The organism is Brevibacterium sp. 2SA, from assembly GCF_005502845.1.
GTDB lineage: Bacteria > Actinomycetota > Actinomycetes > Actinomycetales > Brevibacteriaceae > Brevibacterium.
Genome location: NZ_SCMW01000022.1, coordinates 30,287 through 50,425 on the forward strand (window position 1 = coordinate 30,287; position 20,139 = coordinate 50,425).

The following is a 20,139-nucleotide window of genomic DNA, read 5'->3' on the forward strand; positions in this document are numbered from 1 at the left end:
GGCGGATCCCGCTCGATTTTCGCCGCGAAGTCGAGCGGGATCTACCTCTGGACGTCGTTCGGGGTGCGATGTCCGGGGTGAGCAGCTCAGGGGAAGCGGTCGGCGGCGACCGCCTCGGCGGCGGAGGCGAAGGCCCGCACGTGCGGGAGGTGGGCTTCACGGTCACGGACATGCATGACGACGCGGCGCACGGGGGTCGGGTCGGTGAGGTCGACGGCGACGAGGCCGGGCGACAGGTGCTCGGTCGAGAGACGGGGCAGCACGGTCACGGCGAGGTTCGCGGCGACGAGGGCGAGCGCGGCGTAGTCGTCCTCGGAAGCGGCGAACATCGTCGGCTCGAACCCGGCGGCGGCGCACGCGAGATCGACGACGCGGCTCGTCGGGCCGTTCCACAGGTCGTAGTTGACCCAGCGTTCGTCGGCGAGCTCCTTGAAGGGCACGAAGTCGCGGCCGGCGAAGGGGTGGCGTTCGGAGACGACGACCCGGTAGTCGTCGTCGAAGAGCACGGTGCGCGACATCCCCGGCAGGCTGCCCTCCTCGTCCTGAGGGACCTCGTTGCGGATCTCGATCGTGCAGTGGCTGCGGCGGACCTTCGCCGGTTCGTTGAGCTGGATGTCGAAGCGCAGGTCCTCGTGCTCGAGGGCGACGGGACCGATGATGTCGGGCAGAAGGACGGCGTTGAACGAGGTGAACGCCGCGATCCGCATCCGCGGGCGGTGGACGGCGCTGAAGCTCTCGACGAGGCCGTCGAGGCGGCCGAGGCCGGTGAAGACGTCGGAGGACTCCTCGGCGAGGCGGCGCCCGAGTTCGGTGATCTCGATCCCGCGTCCCGACCGGCGGTAGAGCTCGGCTCCGACGGCCTTCTGCAGGGTCGTGATGTGCTGGCTCACGGTGGCCGGGGTGTAGTTGAGGCTGCGCGCGGCGGCGACGACCGAGCCGGTCGCGACGACGGCCCGCCACACGCGCAGGCGCTGGAGATCCCACATGCGTCCAGGGTAGCCGAGATCGTTCGGTGACGCCTGATGATTGTTTGAGAATGATTGCTTTTCGCAACGCTTTTTCTGCGGCAGACTGGTCATCGGCGTGATTCGCGCCCGCCGTGTCTCGGTCGCTGTCGGCCGGCATCCGGCTCGTTCGTCCCCGCCAGCACGTGCACCACCACCCCGACAGGAGTCCCATGACCGGTCCTGAGCTCATCACCATCGCCGGCGCCGCCACCGTTCTCGCGGTCACCCCCGGACCCGAGACGATCCTCACCGTGCGGCTCTCGGCACTGCGCCGCAAGGCCGGGCTCATCTACTCCCTCGGTTCGGCGACCGGCATGACGATCTGGATGATCGCCGCGCTCACCGGGATCTCCGCACTGCTCACCGCCTACCCCTCGGCACTCCTCGTGCTCAAGATCGTCGGCGGCGCCTACCTCTGCTTCCTCGGCGTCCTCGCCGCTCGGCAGGCGCTGAAGATCCGCCGCGAACTGCGCGGCACCGCCCCGCTGGGACCGGTCGGCGAGATCGCGGCGGCCACCGATGACATCGTCGCCGACGACCTCGTCGCCGAGGTGGCCCCGGCCAAGGGCGCCCACCCGTGGGGCCAGCTCGCCTCGATCATCTCCTACCGCCGCGGCCTGCTCTCCTCCCTGTCGAATCCCAAGGCGGGTCTCTTCTTCCTCGCCGTCATGCCGACGCTCGTCCCCGCCTCCCCCGCGGGCACCGACTACGTGCTCCTCGTCGCGATCGTCGTCGGGCTGCTGCTCGCCTACCAGATCCTGCTCGCCCTCATCGCCGGATTCGCCGCCGCTGCCCTCCAGCGCCGCAGCACCGACTTCTGGATCGAAGCCGTCTCCGCAGGCATCCTCGTCGTCATGGGCATCACGGTCGCCGCCATCCCGATGTGACGCCCCCGCCGGTTGTGGTGTGAGCGGCGCGGCCTCCCATCGCACGGCCGCCGCGACGACACACCTGCACCGCGGCCCGTGTCGGCCAAAAGTACAACTGCGGACGACTGATCGCCCGCCGTTCTGCTTTTGGCCCGCAGAATCTCAGCGCCCCGCACCGTTCGCCCGCAGATCGACTTTTCGCCAACGCCACATGCGGCGCGGCATCTCGCAACACGATCGGTGCGACGACACACCTGCGCCGCAGCTTGTGTCGGCCGAAAGTACAACGGCGGACGACTGATCGCCCGCCGTTCTCCTTCTGGCCCGCAGAATCTCAGCGCCCCGCATCTTTCGCCTGCAGATCGACTTTTCGCCCTCGCCACCCTCGGCGCGGCACTGCCTATCGGCGCGACATGGCCGGGTGACACGGCGGGACGGCACGGCGACTGGTGCGGGCGGAGAGGCGACCCTGGCGACCGCCACCACACGCGACGGCGCCGGTGCCCGAGATCGCTCTCGGACACCGGCGCCGCTGACTTCTGTCCCGGCCGAACCGCCACCGCGGAGAATGCGGCGAGCGGCTCGGGCCGGGTCAGGCTCAGTCGCTGTGGCTGGGGCCGTCGCCGCGCGGACCGTCACCGACCGAACCCGCGCCGGGGCCGGCACCGGGAGCCGCACCGCCGCCGACCGGACCGGCACCGGTTGCGCGGCCGGTCGCACCGCCGAGGCGGTCGCCGGTCGGATCTCCGACCGAGGACTCGACGACATCGGCCGCTTCATCCTCGACCTTGCCGAGCAGTCGCGAAGCGGCCTCCCGACCGCCGAGGCCGAACGCGAGTGCGGCGGCCGCGGCTCCGCCGATGACGACGGCACCGAACGCGAGGTTGATGATCGAATCGGCGATGCCCATGTAGCGCAGGCCCATCGCGATGAAGAGCGCGATCGCCGAGTAGCGCAGCACCTTGCTCGCGAGGTTGTTCGTGATGAACTTGCCGATGAGCGCCGCGATGAGGAAGCCGGCCGCGATGATCACCGCGCCGAAGAGGACGCTGCCGCCCAGCGCGAGGATCTCATTGAGGATGTTGGTGATCTCGGGGAAGCCGAGCATCCTCGTGGCCATGATCGCGAAGAAGATCATGATGGCGACTTGGACGATCTTCGTGATCACCGACGACGCGCTCGTGCCCGCGGGGAAGATGCCGATCGAGTCGATCGCCTTGTCGGTGCCGACACCGCGGAGGATCTCCTCGAGCAGGTTGCCGAGGAACTTCGCGATCACCCAGCCGATGGTGAGCAGGATGGCCGCGGCGATGATGAGCGGGATCGCCTGGAGGAACATCTCGAGCATCTGCTGGGCGGGATCGGAGATCGCTGCGATGCCGAGCACCTGCAGCGCCGCGATCGAGACGACGATGATGATGATTCCGAAGACGAGATTGCCGACGAGGTTGACGACCCGAGCGTTCGCATCGGCCTGCGCGTTCGGCTGGCCGTAGCCCTGCTGACCGGTGTGGCCCTGCTGACCGTAACCCTGCTGACCCGGGTGACCCTGACCTGGATGGCCTTGGCCGGGCTGCCCCTGCGGCGGCATCGGCTGACCCTGCGGCGGCTGACCACCGGGCTGCCCCGGTCCCGCCGGTCCGCCCTGGCCCATGGGCGCACCCTGCTGGTCGAGGTTCGCGTTCGGCTGCGACGTGCCACCGGGACGGCGGAAGCCCCCGTCGGAATCGGCGACGCTGACCGCACGGTCGCCGATCGACTTGAACTTCGAGGTCAGTCGGCTGAGATCGACGGCACCAAGGGCGGTGACGACGAGCTGCTTGGCGATCTTCGCGAACACATAGCCGATGAGGAAGATGAAACCGGCGCCGATGATGTTGGGAAGGAACCCGAAGATTCCATTCGCCAGTCCCTGCAGCGGCGTGAGCACCTGATCGAGGGCGAACAGCTGGAGGACCGCGATGAGACCGAGGATCCAGATGACGAGTCCCGCGATCTGCCCGACCGAGCGGCCGATCTGCTGACCGTTGTGCCCGTCTCTCTGCAGAGCCGGGATCTTGGCCACGAGCTTGCCGATGGCCCATTTGACGATCGATGCGACGATCCACGTGACGATGAGAATGAGAATTGCAAGGCCCACATTGATGAGGACCGGCCATATGTCTTGCATTTCCGTTGTCTCCTTCGGATTCTGCGGACTAACAAGGCGTCATTGCCGCTTGTTGATTCGGAGCCTATTCGAATGGAGCACACCGGACAAGGGTGCGTCGGCTTTCATCTCGGATTTCGACCGAAATGACAATCGGCGACTGCGCCATTCATCCGTTTATTTCAATGCCTTAACAAGACGTTCATATGGCGATCACAATTGTGCATCGAGAACGCATTTCGGCGGCCGGCAGGTCGAGCCGCTCACCGACCTGACCTCGAACGGAAGGCATTCCCGGCGCGCGTCCTCAGCGATGACCAGAGTGACCGCCGAGCTGCCGGAATGGTCGGCATTCGTCTGCCCCGGACGCGAATAGCGGTCAATGCGCGCGGCCGGCGGCGAATGCAAGAATGGCCGCGAAACGGATCGATCCGAGTCCGCATTCGCTCACCGCCGCGCCGCCGGGGAATCGCTCATCAGCCGCAGAATCACCTCGACGGATCGCCCGAGAATCGTCCTGTGATCGTTGACAATGACCCGGCAATTACTCCGCGGAGAATTCCACCGGCACGTTGTCGATGAGCCGGGTCGTGCCGACGGTGACCGCGGCGAGCAGCAGCGCCGAACCGCGGAAATGGTCGGCCACCGGCTGCAGGGTCGCCGCGTCGACGAGACTGAGGTAGTGGACCCTGACGTCGGGTCCGCCGTCCGCCTGGGCCGACTCAATGCCGATGTCGAGCACCCGGCGGGCGACTTCGAGGGTGTCGGGCGGCAGCGCATTGTCGATGCGCACCGCCTTCTCCGCCGCCGCCAGTGCGCGGGGAATCGCGAGCGCCGCAGCCCTCTCCCCCGGGCTGAGGTATTCGTTCCGGCTCGAGGTCGCCAGGCCGTCGCGGTCGCGGACGACGGGCAGGCCGATGAGCTCGATATCGAAGTCGAGGTCGGCGATGAGTCGCCTGACCAGGGAGAACTGCTGGATGTCTTTGAGCCCGAAGACGGTGACATCGGGCTCGATGAGGGTGAAGAGCTTCGTCACGACCGTGAGCACCCCATCGAAATGGCCGGGCCGGTCGGCTCCTTCGAACACCGCACCCATGCGTCCGCCGGTGACGGTGACCTCGGGGGCCGACGGGTACATCTCGATGAACGCCGGGGCGAAGACGAAATCGGCTCCGGCCTCCTCGCACGCGGCGATGTCCTCGGCGAAGGGGCGCGGGTAGCGCGTGAAGTCCTCGCCGGGGCCGAACTGGAGCGGATTGACGAAGATCGACACGACGAGGTGGTCGGCCGTCTGCCGGGCACGCTCCATGAGCGCGCGGTGCCCGGAGTGGAGGGCGCCCATCGTCGGCACGAGCGCGACCGTCCCGGTCTGCCGCTTCCGCCACTCCCGCAGCGCGGGAATCCCGCCGATCTCCAGGCCACCGGCCCGGTTCTCAGTCCCCGACGCCTCCGCGCCCGAGGTCGCAGCACCCGATGCCTCCGCACCCGAGGTCGCAGCGCCCGGCTCAGCCGCTCGCGCCCCCGATGCACCCGACCCGTCCGCCTGCGACCCCTTCGCCTGCGCCGACGACATCACTCGAAGCTCCGCTCGGGTTCGGGGAACTGTCCGCCGGCCACCTCGGCGACATAGGTCTCGACCGCCTCGGTGAGGACGGATCGGACATCGGCGAAGCGCTTGACGAAACGAGGTGCCTTCCCCGGCCGCAGACCCGCCATGTCCTGCCACACGAGGACCTGCGCATCGCAGTCCGCGCCGGCCCCGATGCCGACGGTCGGGATGCTCAGCTCGGCGGTGACCTGGGCGGCCAGCGGGGCTGGCACCATCTCCATGACCACGGAGAACGCCCCCGCCTCGGCGACGGCACGGGCATCGGCGAGCAGGGCGTCGGCGGCATCACCGCGGCCCTGGACGCGATAGCCTCCGAGGTTGTGCTCGGCCTGCGGGGTGAACCCGATGTGCGCCATGACGGGGATCCCGGCCGCGGTGATCGCGCGGATCCGGGAGGCGACCTGCTGCCCGCCTTCGAGCTTGACGGCGTGGACCTCGGCCTCCTTCATGAAGCGCACGGCCGTGGCGACGGCCTGCTCATCGGAGATCTCGTAGCTGCCGAAGGGCAGGTCGGCGACGATGAGGGCCCGCGAGGTCGCGCGGGCGACGGCGCGGGCGAGCGGGATGAGCTCGTCGACGGTCACCGGCAGCGTCGTGTCGTAGCCGAAGACGTTGTTCGCCGCGGAGTCGCCGACGAGGAGCGCCTCGACTCCCGCCTCCTCGAAGAGCGCGGCGGTGTACTGGTCGTAGCTGGTCAGCATCGCCCAGCGCCGTCCCTCGGCCTTCGCCTTGAGCAGATCGACGGTGCGCACGCGCCGCGGCGGTGCCCCCGACCCGTACACCGGCGTCGTCTCTGTCTGCCTGCTGTCGTCTGCCGCATCGGGCATGGGAATCCTCTGTGGTTGGCTGTCTCGGCGCGCACGGTGGGCCGGGGCATCCGCGCGGTCGCGCGCTGCCTGCCTGCACCGGTCGCAAGCACCGTTGTCATGGAGCCGGCCCGGATCGCGAGCCTGCCACCAGCGTACCCGGGTCCGCGTCGGTTGCACTTTCCCGCCACAGATGATTAAGCTCAAAAGTGCGCAAATAAGGTGCCGAACCCCGAAGGACGACGATGACCACGACAGCCTCGATCGAGCTCACCCTCAAAGACATCTCCGCCGGCACCACCGCAGGATCGATGTGCGGCGACGACCTCGTCACCGCACCGTGGGACGTCGACGCCTCCCCCGGCTACGGCCCCGGCGCTTCGACCGCTGACCCGGTCCCCGCCTCGGCGCCGCGTCAGGGCGAGATCCCGCAGGAGTACCGGGACGCCTCGGCGGATGAGCTGCGGGAGCGGATCATCGCCGCCAAGACTGCGCTCGGTGACCGCGTCGTCATGCTCGGCCACCACTACCAGCGCGTCGAGGTCGTCGAACACGCCGACTACATCGGGGACTCGTTCATGCTCGCCGGTGCCGCCCAGAACCATCCCGACGCCGAGGCGATCGTCTTCTGCGGCGTCCACTTCATGGCCGAGACCGCCGACCTCCTCTCGACCCCTGACCAGGCCGTCATCCTCCCCAACCTCGCCGCCGGGTGCTCGATGGCCGACATGGCGACGATCGATGAGGTCGAGGACTGCTGGGAGCAACTGGCCGAGCTGTGGGGCACCGCACCCGACGCATCCGGCAAGGTGCCCGTCGTCCCCGTGACGTACATGAACTCCTCGGCCGCGATCAAGGGATTCTGCGGCCGCAACGGCGGAATCGTGTGCACCTCATCGAACGCCGAGGTGGTGCTCGACTGGGCCTTCGAACGCGGGCACCGCGTCCTCTTCTTCCCCGACCAGCACCTCGGCCGCAACACCGCCATCGACATGGGCATCGACCCCGGCCGGATGCCCCTGTGGAACCCCCGCCGACCGCTGGGCAACAACACCGCCGAGGTCCTCGACGACGCCCGCGTCATCCTCTGGCAGGGCTTCTGCTCCGTCCACAAGCGCTTCACTCCCGCCCAGATCGCTGCCGCCCGTGCCGCGAATCCGGACGTCCGCGTCATCGTCCACCCCGAGTGCCCGCGCGAGACCGTCGCCGCCGCCGACGAGTCCGGGTCGACGGCCTACATCACGAAGGCGATCGAAACCGCTGCCGAACCGACCGCGTTCGCCATCGGCACGGAGATCAACCTCGTCCAGCGGCTCGCCGCCGACCATCCCCAGCACGAGATCTCCTGTCTCGACCCCGTCGTGTGCCCGTGCTCGACGATGTACCGCATCCACCCCGGCTACATCGCGTGGGTCCTCGAATCCCTCCTCGACGGTCGGGTCGTCAATCAGATCACGGTCGATGCCGAGGTGGCCGACCCGGCCCGGGTGGCACTCGACCGGATGCTCGCCGCGAAGCCGAGGATCTGACGTGGGCCACGTCGTCGTCATCGGCTCCGGCATCGCCGGCCTGACCACGGCCCGGCACCTGGCCGGCGCCCACGAGGTCACCCTCGTGACGAAGGACCGCCTCGGCGACTCGAACACGGCGCTGGCCCAGGGCGGTATCGCCGGAGTGCTCAGCCCCGATGACTCCGCTGCCGCCCACATCGCCGACACGCTGACCGCCGGTGTCGGGCTCTGCGATGCGAGCGCCGTCCGGGTGCTCTGCACCGAGGGTCCCGCGCGCATCCGTGAGCTCGCGGAGACCGGGGTGCGCTTCGATCGCCGAGGCGGGACCGGCGATCCCGGGCCTGCCGGCGGGCTGGAGCCCCGCGTCGATCCGCTCGATCCCGCAGGGTGGGAGCGGGGCCTCGAGGGCGCGCATTCCGCGGCCCGGATCTATCACTCCGGCAGGGATGCGACGGGGCGGGCGATCGTCGAGGCCCTCGGCTCCGCGGTCCGCACCGAGGCGGACGCCGGCCGGATCGCAGTGCGGACGGAGACGATGCTCGTCGACCTCGTCACCGGGCCTGCGCAGTCCGCCGAGCCTGCGGCGGCTGCCGGGGCGCCGGCGGTGACAGGGGTCCGCGTGCATGGGCGCGACGGCGTTGTCGAGTGCATCGCCGCCGATGCCGTCGTCCTCGCGACCGGCGGGGCCGGACAGCTCTTCGCCCACACGACGAATCCGCCGGCGGCGACCGGTGACGGTCTCGCCGCGGCGATCCGCGCGGGCGCGGCCGTCAGCGACCTCGAGTTCGTCCAATTCCATCCCACGGCGTTCGCCGGATCGGGCTTCCTCGTCTCCGAGGCCGTCCGCGGTGCAGGGGCGCTGCTCCGCGATGCCCGCGGTCGACGGTTCATGCCCGCGATCGATCCGCGCGCCGAGCTCGCACCGCGCAATGTCGTCGCCCTCGCCCTCCGCCGGACGATGGCCGGACAGAACGGTCGGCCCTGTCACCTCGATGCGCGGGCGATCCCCGACGTCGATGCCCGGTTCCCGAGCATCGCCGCGCACCTGTCTGCCCACGGGCTCTCGCTCGCCGACGACCTCATACCCGTCACCCCCGCCGCGCACTACGTCATGGGCGGCATCACCACCGACCTCGAGGGGCGCACCTCGCTCGAGGGCCTCTTCGCCGTCGGCGAGGCAGCCTGCACGGGCGTCCACGGAGCCAACCGTCTCGCCTCGAACTCCCTGCTCGAAGGCGCGGTCTTCGGAGCGCGGGCCGCCGCCGCGATCACCGCCGACCTCGACGAGGAGACGCACAGCGGAATGACGCTCGCCGGCACGACGGCATCCGGCACCAGAGCCGAGGAGAACCGAACCGCATCGGCACCGAACCGGGAGACCGCCTCGGCGACCGACGAGCTCCATCGCCCAGCGCCGCTGTCGCGCACGGCGCTGCAGGCGCTGGCCTGGCAGCACCTCGGCCTCGAACGCACCGCTGCCGGCCTCACCGAACTCCTCGACCACCTCGGCGCCGGATCGAACGACCGCCCAGGCACGCCACAAGGAGACGACCTTCGCCCGAGTGACGACGTTGTGCTCGAACGGCATGACCTCGAAACCGCGAATCTCACGCTCATCGCACGGACGATGGCCGGGCACGCTCTGGCTCGCACCGAGAGCATCGGCGCTCATGTCCGCACCGACGAACCTCATCGGCCCGACGCCCTGCCCGATGCGACCTGCGCCGAGGCGGCCCCTGCGGCCTCGACGCCCGTGACCACTGGGTCCGGGGGTCGGACGACGATCCACCCCCACACCGAGGAGGCGGCTTCATGCTGACGACGGCGACGATCGAGACGGCAGTGCGGACTGCGCTGACCGAGGACGCACCCTGGGGTGACATCACCGGCGAGGTGTTCGTTCCCGCGGAGGCCACGGCCACCGCTGAGCTGCGCGCCCGGGAGGACGGCGTCTTCGCAGGCGGTGAGGTCTTCGCCGCCGCGTTCGCCCTCACCGATCCGACGATCGACGTCGAGGTGAGCCTGGCCGACGGGGATGCCTTCGCCGCCGGCCAGGTGCTCGCGTCCGTGTCGGGGCCGGCGCGCGGTGTGCTGCGCGCCGAGCGGATCGCTCTCAACTTCACCCAGCGGATGAGCGGAATTGCGACTCTGACCAGGGCATTCGTCGATGCCGCTGGGGGCAGGACACGGATCGCCGACACTCGGAAGACCACTCCGGGCCTCCGCGCGTTCGAGAAGCACGCGGTGCGCTGCGGGGGTGGGCACAGTCATCGGTTCGGGCTCTCGGATGCGGTCATGGTCAAGGACAACCACCTCGGCGTGCTCACCGGCGCCGGCGGCGACGTCACCGCCGCGCTGCTGACGGCGCGGGAGCGGCTCGGGCACACGACGATGATCGAGGTCGAGGTCGACCGGCTCGAGCAGATTCCCGCGGTCCTCGACGGCGGGGCCGACATCATCATGCTCGACAATTTCTCGCTGGCCGATCTGCGCCGTGGGGTCACCCTCATCGGCGATCAGGCGATCGTCGAAGCCAGCGGCAACGTCTCGCTCGAGACGGTCGAGGCGATCGCGGCCACCGGCGTCGATGTCATCTCCTCCGGTGCGCTCACGCACAGTGTCCGGTCGATCGACCTCGGCCTCGACCTCGTGCTCACCGCCGCCGCGGCGGCACCCGCGGCCGATGATGCGCCGATTCCAGCACCCGGGGCGAGCGCGGATCCTGCCTCCGCGGCCGCTGATCCAGTCATCCGCACGGCGGCCGACTGAGATGGACCCGCTCTACCTCGACACCGCCTCCGCCGCGCCGGTGCGGCGCGAAGCTCTTGAGGCGGCATGGCCGTATCTCGCCGGGGCCTTCGGCAATCCGTCGAGCCATCATGAGATCGGGCGGCGCTCCGCGGAGGCCCTCGACGACGCCCGGGCGCGAGTCGCCCGGGTCCTCGGGAGGCGGAGCACGGACATCGTCTTCACCGGTGGCGGCACCGAGGCGGCGAATCTCGCGGTCATCGGGATGGCGCTCGGCGGCCTGCCGGAGGACGGTGGCACCGCCCGCCGCCGCCACCTCGTGACCTCACCGCTCGAGCACGAGGCGGTGCTCGCCTCGGCGGATCATCTGCGCCGACGTCACGGCTTCACCGTCTCCTTCGTCGACGTCGAGCCCGACGGCACGGTCACCGCCGAGGCTCTGCGCGCGGTGCTGCGAGAGGACACCGCCGTCGTCAGCCTCGGGTATGCCAACAATGAGATCGGCACGGTCGCCGATGTCTCGACGCTGTCCGACATCGCCCGCGAGGTCGGTGCGCTCACGCACACCGATGCCGTCCAAGCCGCCGGATGGCTGCCGCTGGGCGATCTCGGGGTCGACGCCCTCACGCTCGCCGGGCACAAGATCGGGGCGCCGAAGGGCATCGGGGTCGCCGCGATCCGTGCCCGGGTCCCGGTCGAGCCGATCATCCACGGCGGGGGTCAGGAGTCGGGGCGTCGGTCGGGCACGGAGAACGTCGCCCTGGCCGTCGCGTTCGCCACGGCCCTCGAACTCGCCGAGGCGGAACGGGTCGAGGCGGCCGCACGGGTGGCCCGCATCCGGGATGCCTTCATCGCCGAGGTGGTCGGGGCGGTCGACGGCGCACTGCTCACGGGCAGCGCTGCGGCGCGGACCCCCAACCATGCCTCGTTCTGCTTCTCGCGCACGAGCGGGGAGGCGGTGCTCCTCGAGCTCGAGCGGCTCGGTGTCACGGCATCGAGCGGATCGGCGTGCGCGGTCGGCTCCGATGAGCCCTCGCATGTGCTCCTCGCTCTCGGCATCGACGCCGAGGTTGCGAAGACGAGTGTGCGCTTCACCTTTCCGGCCTCGATCACCCCCGAACAGGGGGCGGCAGCCGCGGCCGCCGTCGTCGAGTCGGCGAAGCGGTTGAGCCTCGCATTCTCCTGAGCCTCGCGGTCTCCTGAGTCCCGCAGGCCCCTGAGCCTCGCGGTCTCCTGAGCCTCGGGGTCACCTGAGGACTCGGTCCGGACTGCGGTCTCACGCCGTTCAGCCCTCACACGGCCCCTCTCACCTGCCGCGAAGAGTCCACTGATGAGCGATTGGACTCTTTCCAAGCTCTGGATGCGGAGAGACACTGGAATCACAGGATCCGCTTCGGCTGGGAGGAGGCACCGTCATGGATCTCGTGGCCCTGCTCTTCATCGCAGCGAGCTTCACGGGCATCGTCTTCCTCATCGGACGGCTGACGTGTCCGCGCCGCGATCGGGTGCCGCTGACGGAGGTCGACGGCGTCATCCTCTGGACCACGCTGTGCCGCGGGTGGCTGGCGATGAGCGCGATCGCTCCGCTCACCCTCATCATCGACGACCGTCCGGACAGCGCTGCCTAAAAGCGAATCGGGCTAAAAAATTGACCTCTTGCTGCGATAGATGCGGAATTGGCGAGTGACCAAGTGCTAGATGATGTGGACACCCGCCTCGCCCTTCTGTTTGCCTATTTGAAGGCTAACGACCAGCGCCAATGGCGAACTGAGCGTAGCCTTGAAACCCGAGAGCTGCCCAAGCAGCTCCGTACTTGATGAATCCGGTTGCGACATTCTTTACTTGACTTGCCGCCGCCGCCCATCGCGATTTTTCATCCTCCGACGCGCCCTGAGCAGCTAAGAGTGCAACCCACAGTTGCTCCATCGCATGGCCAAAGTCGAATTCTTGTCCAAGGCCGTTCCGTTCAATGTTGGCTCGAATCGAGCTTAAGAGTTCGTTGATGTACCGCTTCATTTCGCCGCTGATCGACTCGTCTTCGACGAGAATTTGGCGGACTTCGCCGAGGAGATCGTCCACCCGGGGAGCGTGCCGCGTGTTCTCGTCGAGGATTCTCTGTACATCGTAAGCGGCGAGGCGTAAGGCCTCCATCATCACCGGATCGAAGTTGTATGAGTCGAGCTGGCTACTATCCCAGCTGGACTGTACAGCCAGAATCGCGCGGGCCATCTTGGGAACGTGCTGGAGACAACGCTCAGCGACCAAGCTGTGGGTGCTGAGGAACTCAAGAGTACGACGAGTTTCAGTGAAGAGCTCCATCGCCTCAATGTGACGTTGAGTCGCTTGGCCTGGATCCCGTTTGAACCCCCGGCTCGTTTTGGGCGTTTCGTTGGTATTCCATGCATCAAACAGATCGGCAAGTTCCATTACCGGATTGCCATCAGATCTCGTTCCCATACACCATATCCAACCACAATACGGAAGTCAGCACTGTCGTCATCGGTGATTCCGGAGGGTCGGCCGTAGTTTCCTTGGCGTCCGCCCCTCACCTCGCGAAGACGGAGGCGTCCCAATTCTGCATCGCATGCGCTGAGGCCCAGAAGTGGAGTTCGTAGACGCATGCGCGTTCGAACGCCGCGCGCATCCGTGCGGCTTCGTCAGCCGGAACCCGGTCGAACTCGCGCTCTAAGATCGCCACGGCCTGCCGGGTCGATTCGTCGAACTCCGGGGAGTCATAGGTCTGCACCCACGTCCGGTACGGGTGATTCTCGCTCATCGTTCCCGCCTTCTCGACGAGCACTTTGCCCATGTGCGCGTAGACCCAGAAGCACGGGAGGACACCGGCGACACCTTCCCCGTACGACCGGCTCGCCGCAGTGGCGACGAGGAACGACACGTAGCCGAGCGTCGTCGGCGACGGTCCCAGATGGTCGGTGGCCTCGAGCTCGGCGTGGGCCACGGCGAGCCGCTCATCGGAGAGCAGCTGAGCGTGCATCTCCTCCTCCACCGTGATCGCCTCCGCCGCCGAGGTCGACCAGAACCGGGACTCTCCTCTGTCCGCTGTCTTCCCGGCGAGGAACGACATCGCCTTCGCATACCCGCTCAAGTAGATGCTGTCCTGCGTGATGTAGTTCGTGAACGCGAGCGGGGCGAGCGTGCCCTCGGCGAGCTGGGTGAGGAACGGCAGCGCTTCGATCTCGTCGATGATCGGGCGCACGTCCTCCCACAGCGCGGTGGTGTGCGGTCCGGCGGCGAAGGTCATGCTCATGAGTGGTCTCTCCTCGGGGTCGGAATGGGACGGGAATCAGACGGGAATCGGACTGTCCGGAATCAGCCGGGTGGGAAGCGGCCGGGTCGACAGGCTATCCGCGACGGCGGACGTCGACCTGGTGGTCGACGGGCCCGTGCGCACCGGCCGCATCGAGGCTGACCTGCCAGTCCGCGGCCGAGGCGAGCGCGCGGGCGAGGAAGTCGAGTCCGCGCTCGACGGCCCCGTGCACCTCCTCGGCACTCAGCGCCTCTCCGCCGTTCGCCCGCCTGAGCACGGCCGCCTCGGCGGTGATCGCAGCCGACAGGGTGCACCCGGTGCCGTGCGTGTTCGGGGTGGAGATCCGGGGGTGGGAGAACTCGGCGATCTCCCCATCAGCGGTGACGAGAATGTCGGCGACGTCCCCGTCCGCGGCGTGACCGCCCTTGAGGAGCACCGCCCGGGCACCCCGGGCGATGAGCTCGCGTGCCTGGTCGCGCATCTGAGCCGGGGTCTGGGCCTCAGCGACATCGTCGCCGAGGAGGAGGGCGGCCTCGGGGAGGTTCGGGGTGATGAGATCGGCGAAGGGCAGGAGACGCTCCCGCACGGCGGCGACCGCATCGACCTCGAGGAGGCGGTGCCCGGACGTCGACACCATGACCGGGTCGACGGTGAAGAACCCGAGATCGGAGGTGCGCGCCCGATCGACGACGAGGTCGACGAGCGACGTCGACCCGAGCATCCCCGTCTTCGTCGCATCGACGGGCATGTCGTTCAGGACACTGTCGAGCTCGGCGACGACGAAGTCCTCATCGATCGGGTAGACGCGGGAGACCCCGTGCGTGTTCTGCGCGACGAGCGCGGTGATCGCCGTGGTCCCCAGCACCCCGAGGGCGGTGAACGTCTTGAGGTCGGCGTGGATGCCCGCCCCGCCCGAGGGGTCGGTGCCGGCGATCGACAGGGTGATCGGTGGCCGCGTGCTCATGCCGCTCCCCCGTCCTCGCCGGCACCCGGCGCGGTCCCGTCGCCGTACGCGGTGAGCAGCTCCCGGGCCGCCCGTTCCGGGTCGGCAGCCCGGCAGATCGCCGAGACGACGCAGAAGCCGAGCAGTCCGCGGCCGCGCAGCTGCGGGACCCGGCTGGCATCGATGCCGCCGATCGCCACCGCCGGCAGACCCGCCTCGGCCGTGAGTTCGCCGAGGCGGTCGGGACCGATCCCGGCCGGTGCGTCGGTCTTCGTCGTCGTGTCGAAGACGGGCCCGATCCCGACGAGGTCGACGGCGCCGGCAGCCCGGGCGGCGGCGAACTCGGCGTCGCTGGCGGCGGAGAGACCGATGAGCGGGTCGGGTCCGACGAGGTCGCGCACCTCGGCGACGGGAGTGTCGGTCTGTCCGACATGGATGTGGACGTCGGCGCCCTCATCGAGGAGGTGCCGGGTGACGGCGACCCGGTCGTTGAGGACAACGGGCACGCGGCGGTCCGTACCCGCCACCGCCTCGGCGACGGCGGCAATGACCTCCCTGGTCAGGGTCAGGAACTCGGTGTCGTCGATGTCCTTGTCGCGGACCTGGACCATGCCGACTCCCCCGCGCACGGCCGCGAGCACGGTCTCGGCGACGGTGCGTCCGGCCTCCCGGCTCTGGGCGGAATCGGTGACGAGGTAGAGGCGGGCGTCGACGCCGGCCAGGCGCTCACTCGTCGCGCTCATGCTCTCGTCACTTCGACCCGTGCCTGACCGATGCGCGCATCGTCGGTGGTGTAGAGGGCGTCGAGGAAGTGTTCGGCATAGCTGCCCGGTCCGGCGGCACCGGCCGCTGCGGCTTCGCCGGCGACGGCGAAGTGGGCGTGGGCGGCGACGACGGCGGTGAACTGTTCGAACGCCGCGAGTCCGGCCGGCCCCGCACCGGAACTCGAACCGGCCGGCGGCACGGCGGCGAGGTAGGCGGAGGTCACGGCACCGAGCGAGCACCCGGTGCCGATGACGAGCGGCATGAACTCATGGCCCCCGTCGACACGGGCGATGTGATCGACGCCGTCGATGTGGGCGACGATCGCGTCGCGTCTGCCCGAGACGGCGACGATCGCCCCACTGGTCCGTGCGAGCTCGGCCGCCGCGGGGAGGACGGCGTCGACCTCGTCGGTGGATTCGACGCCGCGCCCGCCGGCCCCGGCTCCTGCCAGGGCCGCGATCTCCGAGGCGTTGCCGCGGATCGCGGTCGGGCGATCGGCGGCGGCCCGGCGGATGCGGGTGGTGCGGTGGTCGACTGCGCCGATGCTCACCGGGTCGAGCACCCACGGAGTCGAGTCCGCGGTGACGGCTCCGATCGCGGCGTCGGCGGCGAGGAACTGCTGGTTCGTCGCGGTTCCGAAGTTGACGAGCAGACCGCCGGCGAGGTGCGCGAACTGTGCGGCGTCGGCTTCATGGTCGAGCATCGCCGGGGACGCACCGACGGCGAGCAGCACGTTCGCGCTGAACTGCTGCACGACCGTGTTCGTGATGCATTGGATGAGCGGATTCGCCGCGCGCAGACGTGCGTGCGCCGACGACAGATCGATGTCAGTCATGACGATCCCTTCGCTAGCATGGCCCAGATCAGGTTCGATGGGTGTCCTCTCAGCCCGGCGCGACTGCCGCCGGGCACCCCATGTCATTGCCCATGACTGTACCAAAATCGCCGAGGCGGGGGTGAGGTGGGGTCACCCCCTGACCTCGCCCCCGCCTCGGCGCTGGTGGAGCAGACCTCACCCCCTGCCGACGTACCGCTGTCCGCGCCGGCTGACGGCGTCGATGACGACGGCGGTGAGGAGGACGAGGGCGGTGATGATCTGCTGCATATCGGAGTTGAAGCCGATGAGGTAGAGACCGTTGTTGATCGCGCCGACGACGAACGCCCCGAGGACCGCGGCCCACGCCGACCCCCGCCCGCCGAAGAGGGAGGTGCCGCCGATGACGGCCGCGGCGATCGCGTTGAGGAGGTCCTGGGTGCCCACGAGCGTCGACCCGGCGTTCGTCGTCACTCCGGCCTTGACGAAGCCGAAGAGGGCGGCGAGGACCCCGGCGGTCATGAACACGCTGATGCGCACCCACGTCACCCGGATGCCGGCGCGCCGGGCGGCTTCGACCTTGCCGCCGACGGCGTAGATCGAGCGTCCGTAGCGGGTCTTGCGCAGCACGAGGTCGATGATGATCGCGATGACCATCATGAGGAAGAACGGCAGCGCGAGTCCGAAGTCCTGGTTGACGAGGATGAGGAAGCCGAAGACGATCGCCGCGAGGACGACGATGCGCACGATGACGGCCGTCCAGCTCGGGCTGTCGAGGCCTGCGGAGTGCCGACGCAGCTTCGAATGGATGATGCCGGCGGCGAAGCCGATGACGGCGATCGCCCCGAAGACGTAGGCCCAGAACGCCGGGAAGTAGTAGCTGGCGAAGTCGAAGACGAACGTATCGGCCATCGAGAGGTTCTTCTGGGTGCCGAGCACCGTGAGCGTGAGCCCCGTGAACGCGAGCAGACCGGCAAGGGTGACGACGAACGCGGGAATCCCGACGACGGCGAAGAACCAGCCCTGGATCGCCCCGATGACGAGGCCGAGCAGGAGGATGATCGTCACCGCGATCACCGGCGGGACCCCCTGCCGGACGACGAGGACACCGAGCACCGAGGCGGCGAGACCGCCGAGCTGGGCGAGCGAGAGGTCGATCTCGCCGAGGAGGAGGATGAGGTTGATCCCGAGTGCGAGGATCGCCAGGTAGGCGACCTGGGTGGAGAGGTTGACGAGATTCGCCGGTGAGAGGAAGTTGCTGTTCGCCGACTGGAAGACGATGACGATGACGACGAGGGCGAGGATGACGGGGAACGACCCGAGCTGGCCTTCCCGGATCCGGCGGACGAACGTCCGCACGAGCCCCTCGTCGGAGATCCGCTCGTCGGTGATGAGGGAATTGCGGGTCATCGGCGCTCACCCCTCCGCGCGGCCCGCTGGGTCACGACGTTGTCGTTGGCTCCGGTGATCGCGGCGACGAGGACGTCGGTGCGCTCGTCTCCCGGGAAGTCCCCGGCGTCCTTGCCCAGCCGCAGCACGTGGACACGGTCGCACACGGCCTGGACATCGGCCATGTTGTGGCTGACGAGGAGCACCCCGAGGTCACGGTCACGGAGGCGTTCGATGAGGTTGAGCACCTCGGCGGTCTGGGCGACGCCGAGGGCGGCCGTCGGTTCGTCGAGCATGACGAGCGAGGGTTCGCCGAGGAGGGACCGGGCGATCGCCACCGTCTGGCGCTGGCCGCCGGACAGGGCGGCGATCGGCACGCGCACGCTCGGGATCTTCGCGGACAGGCTGCGCAGCAGCTCCCACGACTTCGCCTCCATCGCGACTTCGTCGAGGACGCCGCCGCGGGTGTGCTCGTGACCGAGGAAGAGGTTGGCGACGACGTCGAGGTTCTCGCAGAGTGCGAGATCCTGGAACACCGTGGCCACCCCGGCTCGCTGTGCGTCCTTCGGGGAGGAGAACTTCTGCGGGCGTCCGCCCATGATGAGCTCGCCTCCGTCGGCGGAGTGGACGCCGGCGATGATCTTGATGAGCGTCGACTTGCCGGCGCCGTTGTCGCCGACGAGGCCGACGACCTCGCCGCGGCCGATCGTGAGGTTGATGTCGGTGAGCGCCTGGACGGCGCCGAATCGCTTGTCGATCCCGCGCAGCTGGAGCACGGGCTGGGAAGCAGTGGACTGGGGCGTCTCCGACGCCCGCCCGGAAGCGGGCGTCGGATCGTTCGTCTGTGAGGTCATCGGGCTGGTCGGACCGTCCTACTTGATTCCGGCATCCGTGCACAGCTTCTCATCGATGCCCGAGCAGATGTCGGAGGCCTTGATCTGATCGCCGACGATGTCCTTGATCGTGTCCTTCGTCACGACCTTCGCCTCGACGAAGTCCGTCGGGGTGTCCTTGTACGTCGTGCCGGCCTCGGGCTTCTCCCCGTTGGCCAGTGCGACCGCGGCCTTCGCCGCGTATTCGGCCTGCGGCGGGATCGACTTGTAGATCGTCGCGTACTGCTCGCCCTTGAGGATGTTCTGCAGTCCGTCGACCTCGGCGTCCTGCCCGGTGACGACGGGATCCTGCTTCGCCTTCGTCGTCGCCGCGAGCACCCCGCCGGCGGTGCCGTCATTGGCCGCGTAGATCGCGATCGGCTTCTCACCCCCGCCCTGCAGCTGGCCCTCGACCCACTGGCGGGCATCGTCGGGGTTCCAATCGAGCGTGTCGTGGTTGGCGGCGATGTCGACGCCGGCACCCTTGAGCGTCTCCTCGGCACCGGCCTTGAAGTCCGCGGCGTTGGGGTCCTTCGGGTCGCCGTTGACCATCCACACCGGTCCGGACGTCGGGTCGACGCCCTTGGCCTCGAGTCCGTCGAGGAGGGCCTGACCCTGGAGGTTGCCGATCTTCTTGTTGTCGAACGACGTGTAGTAGTCGGCGCCCTCGAAGAACCGGTCATAGGAGACGACGGGGATCTGCTTCGCTTCGGCCTTCGACAGGGAGGAGGAGACCGCCGAGGCGTCGACGGGGTCGAGGACGATGACGTCGACGCCCTCGGTGACCGCGGCTTCGAACTGCTGTTGCTGCTGGGTCGCGTCCTGGTTGGCGTTGCGGTACTCGACCGTCGCATCGGGGCTCGCCTCGGCGACGTACTTCTCGAAGTTCGGCTTGTCGAGGGATTCGTAGCGCGTCGTCTTCGACTCGGGCAGGAGGAGGGCGATCGTCACCGGGCCGTCACCGCCGCCGGAATCGGCGGCTTCGTTGCCCTGGCCCTTCTGGTTGCCGCAGCCGCTGAGCGCGAGGGCCGAGATCGCGACCGCGGCGCCGAGCACCGCGAGCCGGCGCGGCTTCCTCAGCGCTGTGGGCACGGCGGTGAGAGACGACTTCTGTGCGTGTGACTGGGGGCGGAACCTGCGCATTCGCGAAACCTTTCATCATTCTGACAACGTTGTCAGGTTGGTCAACATATTTCGCCCACCGGTGTCGTTTGTCAACCACCCCCGCGGTGATTCCTTCCTCGCGTCGGCTCAGCGCTCGGTGACCTGGCGGGGTGATTCCTCACCGCTGCCGCGGCGGATGAGGTGGACGCGCGCGAATGCGGCGGCTTCGCCTCGTGCCTCGTCGGTCCGCGCGGACTCAGCGCCATCGGCGAGCGATTCCCCGGC

The 20,139-nt window shown here is 68.9% G+C and carries 18 protein-coding genes and 1 riboswitch; of the genes, 6 read left to right on the forward strand and 12 right to left on the reverse strand.

The window, feature by feature from the left end:
* Positions 1-86: 86 nt before the first annotated feature.
* Positions 87-986: a LysR family transcriptional regulator gene (locus FFS20_RS09700; protein ID WP_137825643.1), complete on the reverse strand. Its 900-nt coding sequence runs from the start codon at positions 984-986 to the stop codon at positions 87-89.
* A 191-nt stretch (positions 987-1,177) separates the two neighbouring features.
* Here FFS20_RS09700 and FFS20_RS09705 point away from each other — a divergent pair, with 191 nt between their 5' ends.
* Positions 1,178-1,894, forward strand: coding sequence for a LysE family translocator (locus FFS20_RS09705; protein ID WP_137825644.1), 717 nt, complete (start codon positions 1,178-1,180; stop codon positions 1,892-1,894).
* Positions 1,895-2,474: 580 nt separating this feature from the next.
* Here the strand turns inward: FFS20_RS09705 and FFS20_RS09710 are convergent.
* From FFS20_RS09710 to panB, 3 genes are all read right to left on the reverse strand, one after another.
* Positions 2,475-4,046 (reverse strand): mechanosensitive ion channel, encoded by a 1,572-nt coding sequence (locus FFS20_RS09710; protein ID WP_137825645.1) that lies wholly within the window; start codon positions 4,044-4,046, stop codon positions 2,475-2,477.
* 523 nt (positions 4,047-4,569) lie between these two features.
* On the reverse strand, positions 4,570-5,598 hold the full coding sequence (panC, locus tag FFS20_RS09715; RefSeq protein ID WP_249356772.1) for a pantoate--beta-alanine ligase: 1,029 nt from the start codon (positions 5,596-5,598) through the stop codon (positions 4,570-4,572).
* Positions 5,598-6,461, reverse strand: a complete 864-nt coding sequence (panB, locus tag FFS20_RS09720) for a 3-methyl-2-oxobutanoate hydroxymethyltransferase (RefSeq protein WP_137825646.1) — start codon at positions 6,459-6,461, stop codon at positions 5,598-5,600. The genes panC and panB overlap by 1 nt, the downstream gene beginning before the upstream one ends.
* 224 nt (positions 6,462-6,685) lie before the next feature.
* Here panB and nadA point away from each other — a divergent pair, with 224 nt between their 5' ends.
* The 5 genes from nadA (at position 6,686) to FFS20_RS09745 (ending at position 12,327) form a co-directional block, all read left to right on the forward strand.
* On the forward strand, positions 6,686-7,969 hold the full coding sequence (gene nadA / locus FFS20_RS09725; RefSeq protein WP_137825647.1) for a quinolinate synthase NadA: 1,284 nt from the start codon (positions 6,686-6,688) through the stop codon (positions 7,967-7,969).
* 1 nt (position 7,970) lies between these two features.
* The gene (gene nadB, locus FFS20_RS09730) at positions 7,971-9,770 is read left to right on the forward strand and encodes an L-aspartate oxidase (protein WP_137825648.1); all 1,800 of its coding nucleotides are present in this window, start codon (positions 7,971-7,973) and stop codon (positions 9,768-9,770) included.
* Positions 9,764-10,720, forward strand: coding sequence for a carboxylating nicotinate-nucleotide diphosphorylase (nadC, locus tag FFS20_RS09735; RefSeq protein ID WP_137825649.1), 957 nt, complete (start codon positions 9,764-9,766; stop codon positions 10,718-10,720). The genes nadB and nadC overlap by 7 nt, the downstream gene beginning before the upstream one ends.
* A gap of 1 nt (position 10,721) precedes the next feature.
* Positions 10,722-11,885, forward strand: a complete 1,164-nt coding sequence (locus FFS20_RS09740) for a cysteine desulfurase family protein (RefSeq protein WP_137825650.1) — start codon at positions 10,722-10,724, stop codon at positions 11,883-11,885.
* 229 nt (positions 11,886-12,114) lie between these two features.
* Positions 12,115-12,327 (forward strand): hypothetical protein, encoded by a 213-nt coding sequence (locus FFS20_RS09745; RefSeq protein ID WP_137825651.1) that lies wholly within the window; start codon positions 12,115-12,117, stop codon positions 12,325-12,327.
* Between the two features lie 115 nt (positions 12,328-12,442).
* On the opposite strand, the gene FFS20_RS09750 is transcribed toward FFS20_RS09745, so the two are convergent.
* From FFS20_RS09750 to FFS20_RS09785, 8 genes are all read right to left on the reverse strand, one after another.
* Positions 12,443-13,126, reverse strand: a complete 684-nt coding sequence (locus tag FFS20_RS09750) for a hypothetical protein (RefSeq protein WP_137825652.1) — start codon at positions 13,124-13,126, stop codon at positions 12,443-12,445.
* Positions 13,127-13,244: 118 nt separating this feature from the next.
* The gene (locus FFS20_RS09755) at positions 13,245-13,967 is read right to left on the reverse strand and encodes a TenA family protein (protein WP_137825653.1); all 723 of its coding nucleotides are present in this window, start codon (positions 13,965-13,967) and stop codon (positions 13,245-13,247) included.
* Between the two features lie 94 nt (positions 13,968-14,061).
* Positions 14,062-14,931: a bifunctional hydroxymethylpyrimidine kinase/phosphomethylpyrimidine kinase gene (gene thiD / locus FFS20_RS09760; RefSeq protein WP_137825654.1), complete on the reverse strand. Its 870-nt coding sequence runs from the start codon at positions 14,929-14,931 to the stop codon at positions 14,062-14,064.
* The gene (thiE, locus tag FFS20_RS09765; RefSeq protein ID WP_137825655.1) at positions 14,928-15,653 is read right to left on the reverse strand and encodes a thiamine phosphate synthase; all 726 of its coding nucleotides are present in this window, start codon (positions 15,651-15,653) and stop codon (positions 14,928-14,930) included. Before thiE ends, thiD begins: the two co-directional genes overlap by 4 nt.
* Positions 15,650-16,510 (reverse strand): hydroxyethylthiazole kinase, encoded by an 861-nt coding sequence (thiM, locus tag FFS20_RS09770; RefSeq protein WP_137825656.1) that lies wholly within the window; start codon positions 16,508-16,510, stop codon positions 15,650-15,652. The genes thiE and thiM overlap by 4 nt, the downstream gene beginning before the upstream one ends.
* Positions 16,498-16,601, reverse strand: a riboswitch (TPP riboswitch). Its footprint overlaps the gene before it by 13 nt.
* Before the next feature lie 86 nt (positions 16,602-16,687).
* Complete coding sequence (locus tag FFS20_RS09775) at positions 16,688-17,899, reverse strand: ABC transporter permease (RefSeq protein WP_137825657.1); 1,212 nt, start codon at positions 17,897-17,899, stop codon at positions 16,688-16,690.
* Positions 17,896-18,732, reverse strand: a complete 837-nt coding sequence (locus FFS20_RS09780) for an ATP-binding cassette domain-containing protein (protein ID WP_212743320.1) — start codon at positions 18,730-18,732, stop codon at positions 17,896-17,898. The genes FFS20_RS09775 and FFS20_RS09780 overlap by 4 nt, the downstream gene beginning before the upstream one ends.
* An 18-nt stretch (positions 18,733-18,750) precedes the next feature.
* Entirely contained in the window at positions 18,751-19,893 is a 1,143-nt protein-coding gene (locus tag FFS20_RS09785; RefSeq protein WP_249356773.1) for a substrate-binding domain-containing protein, read from the reverse strand.
* Positions 19,894-20,139: the final 246 nt, after the last annotated feature.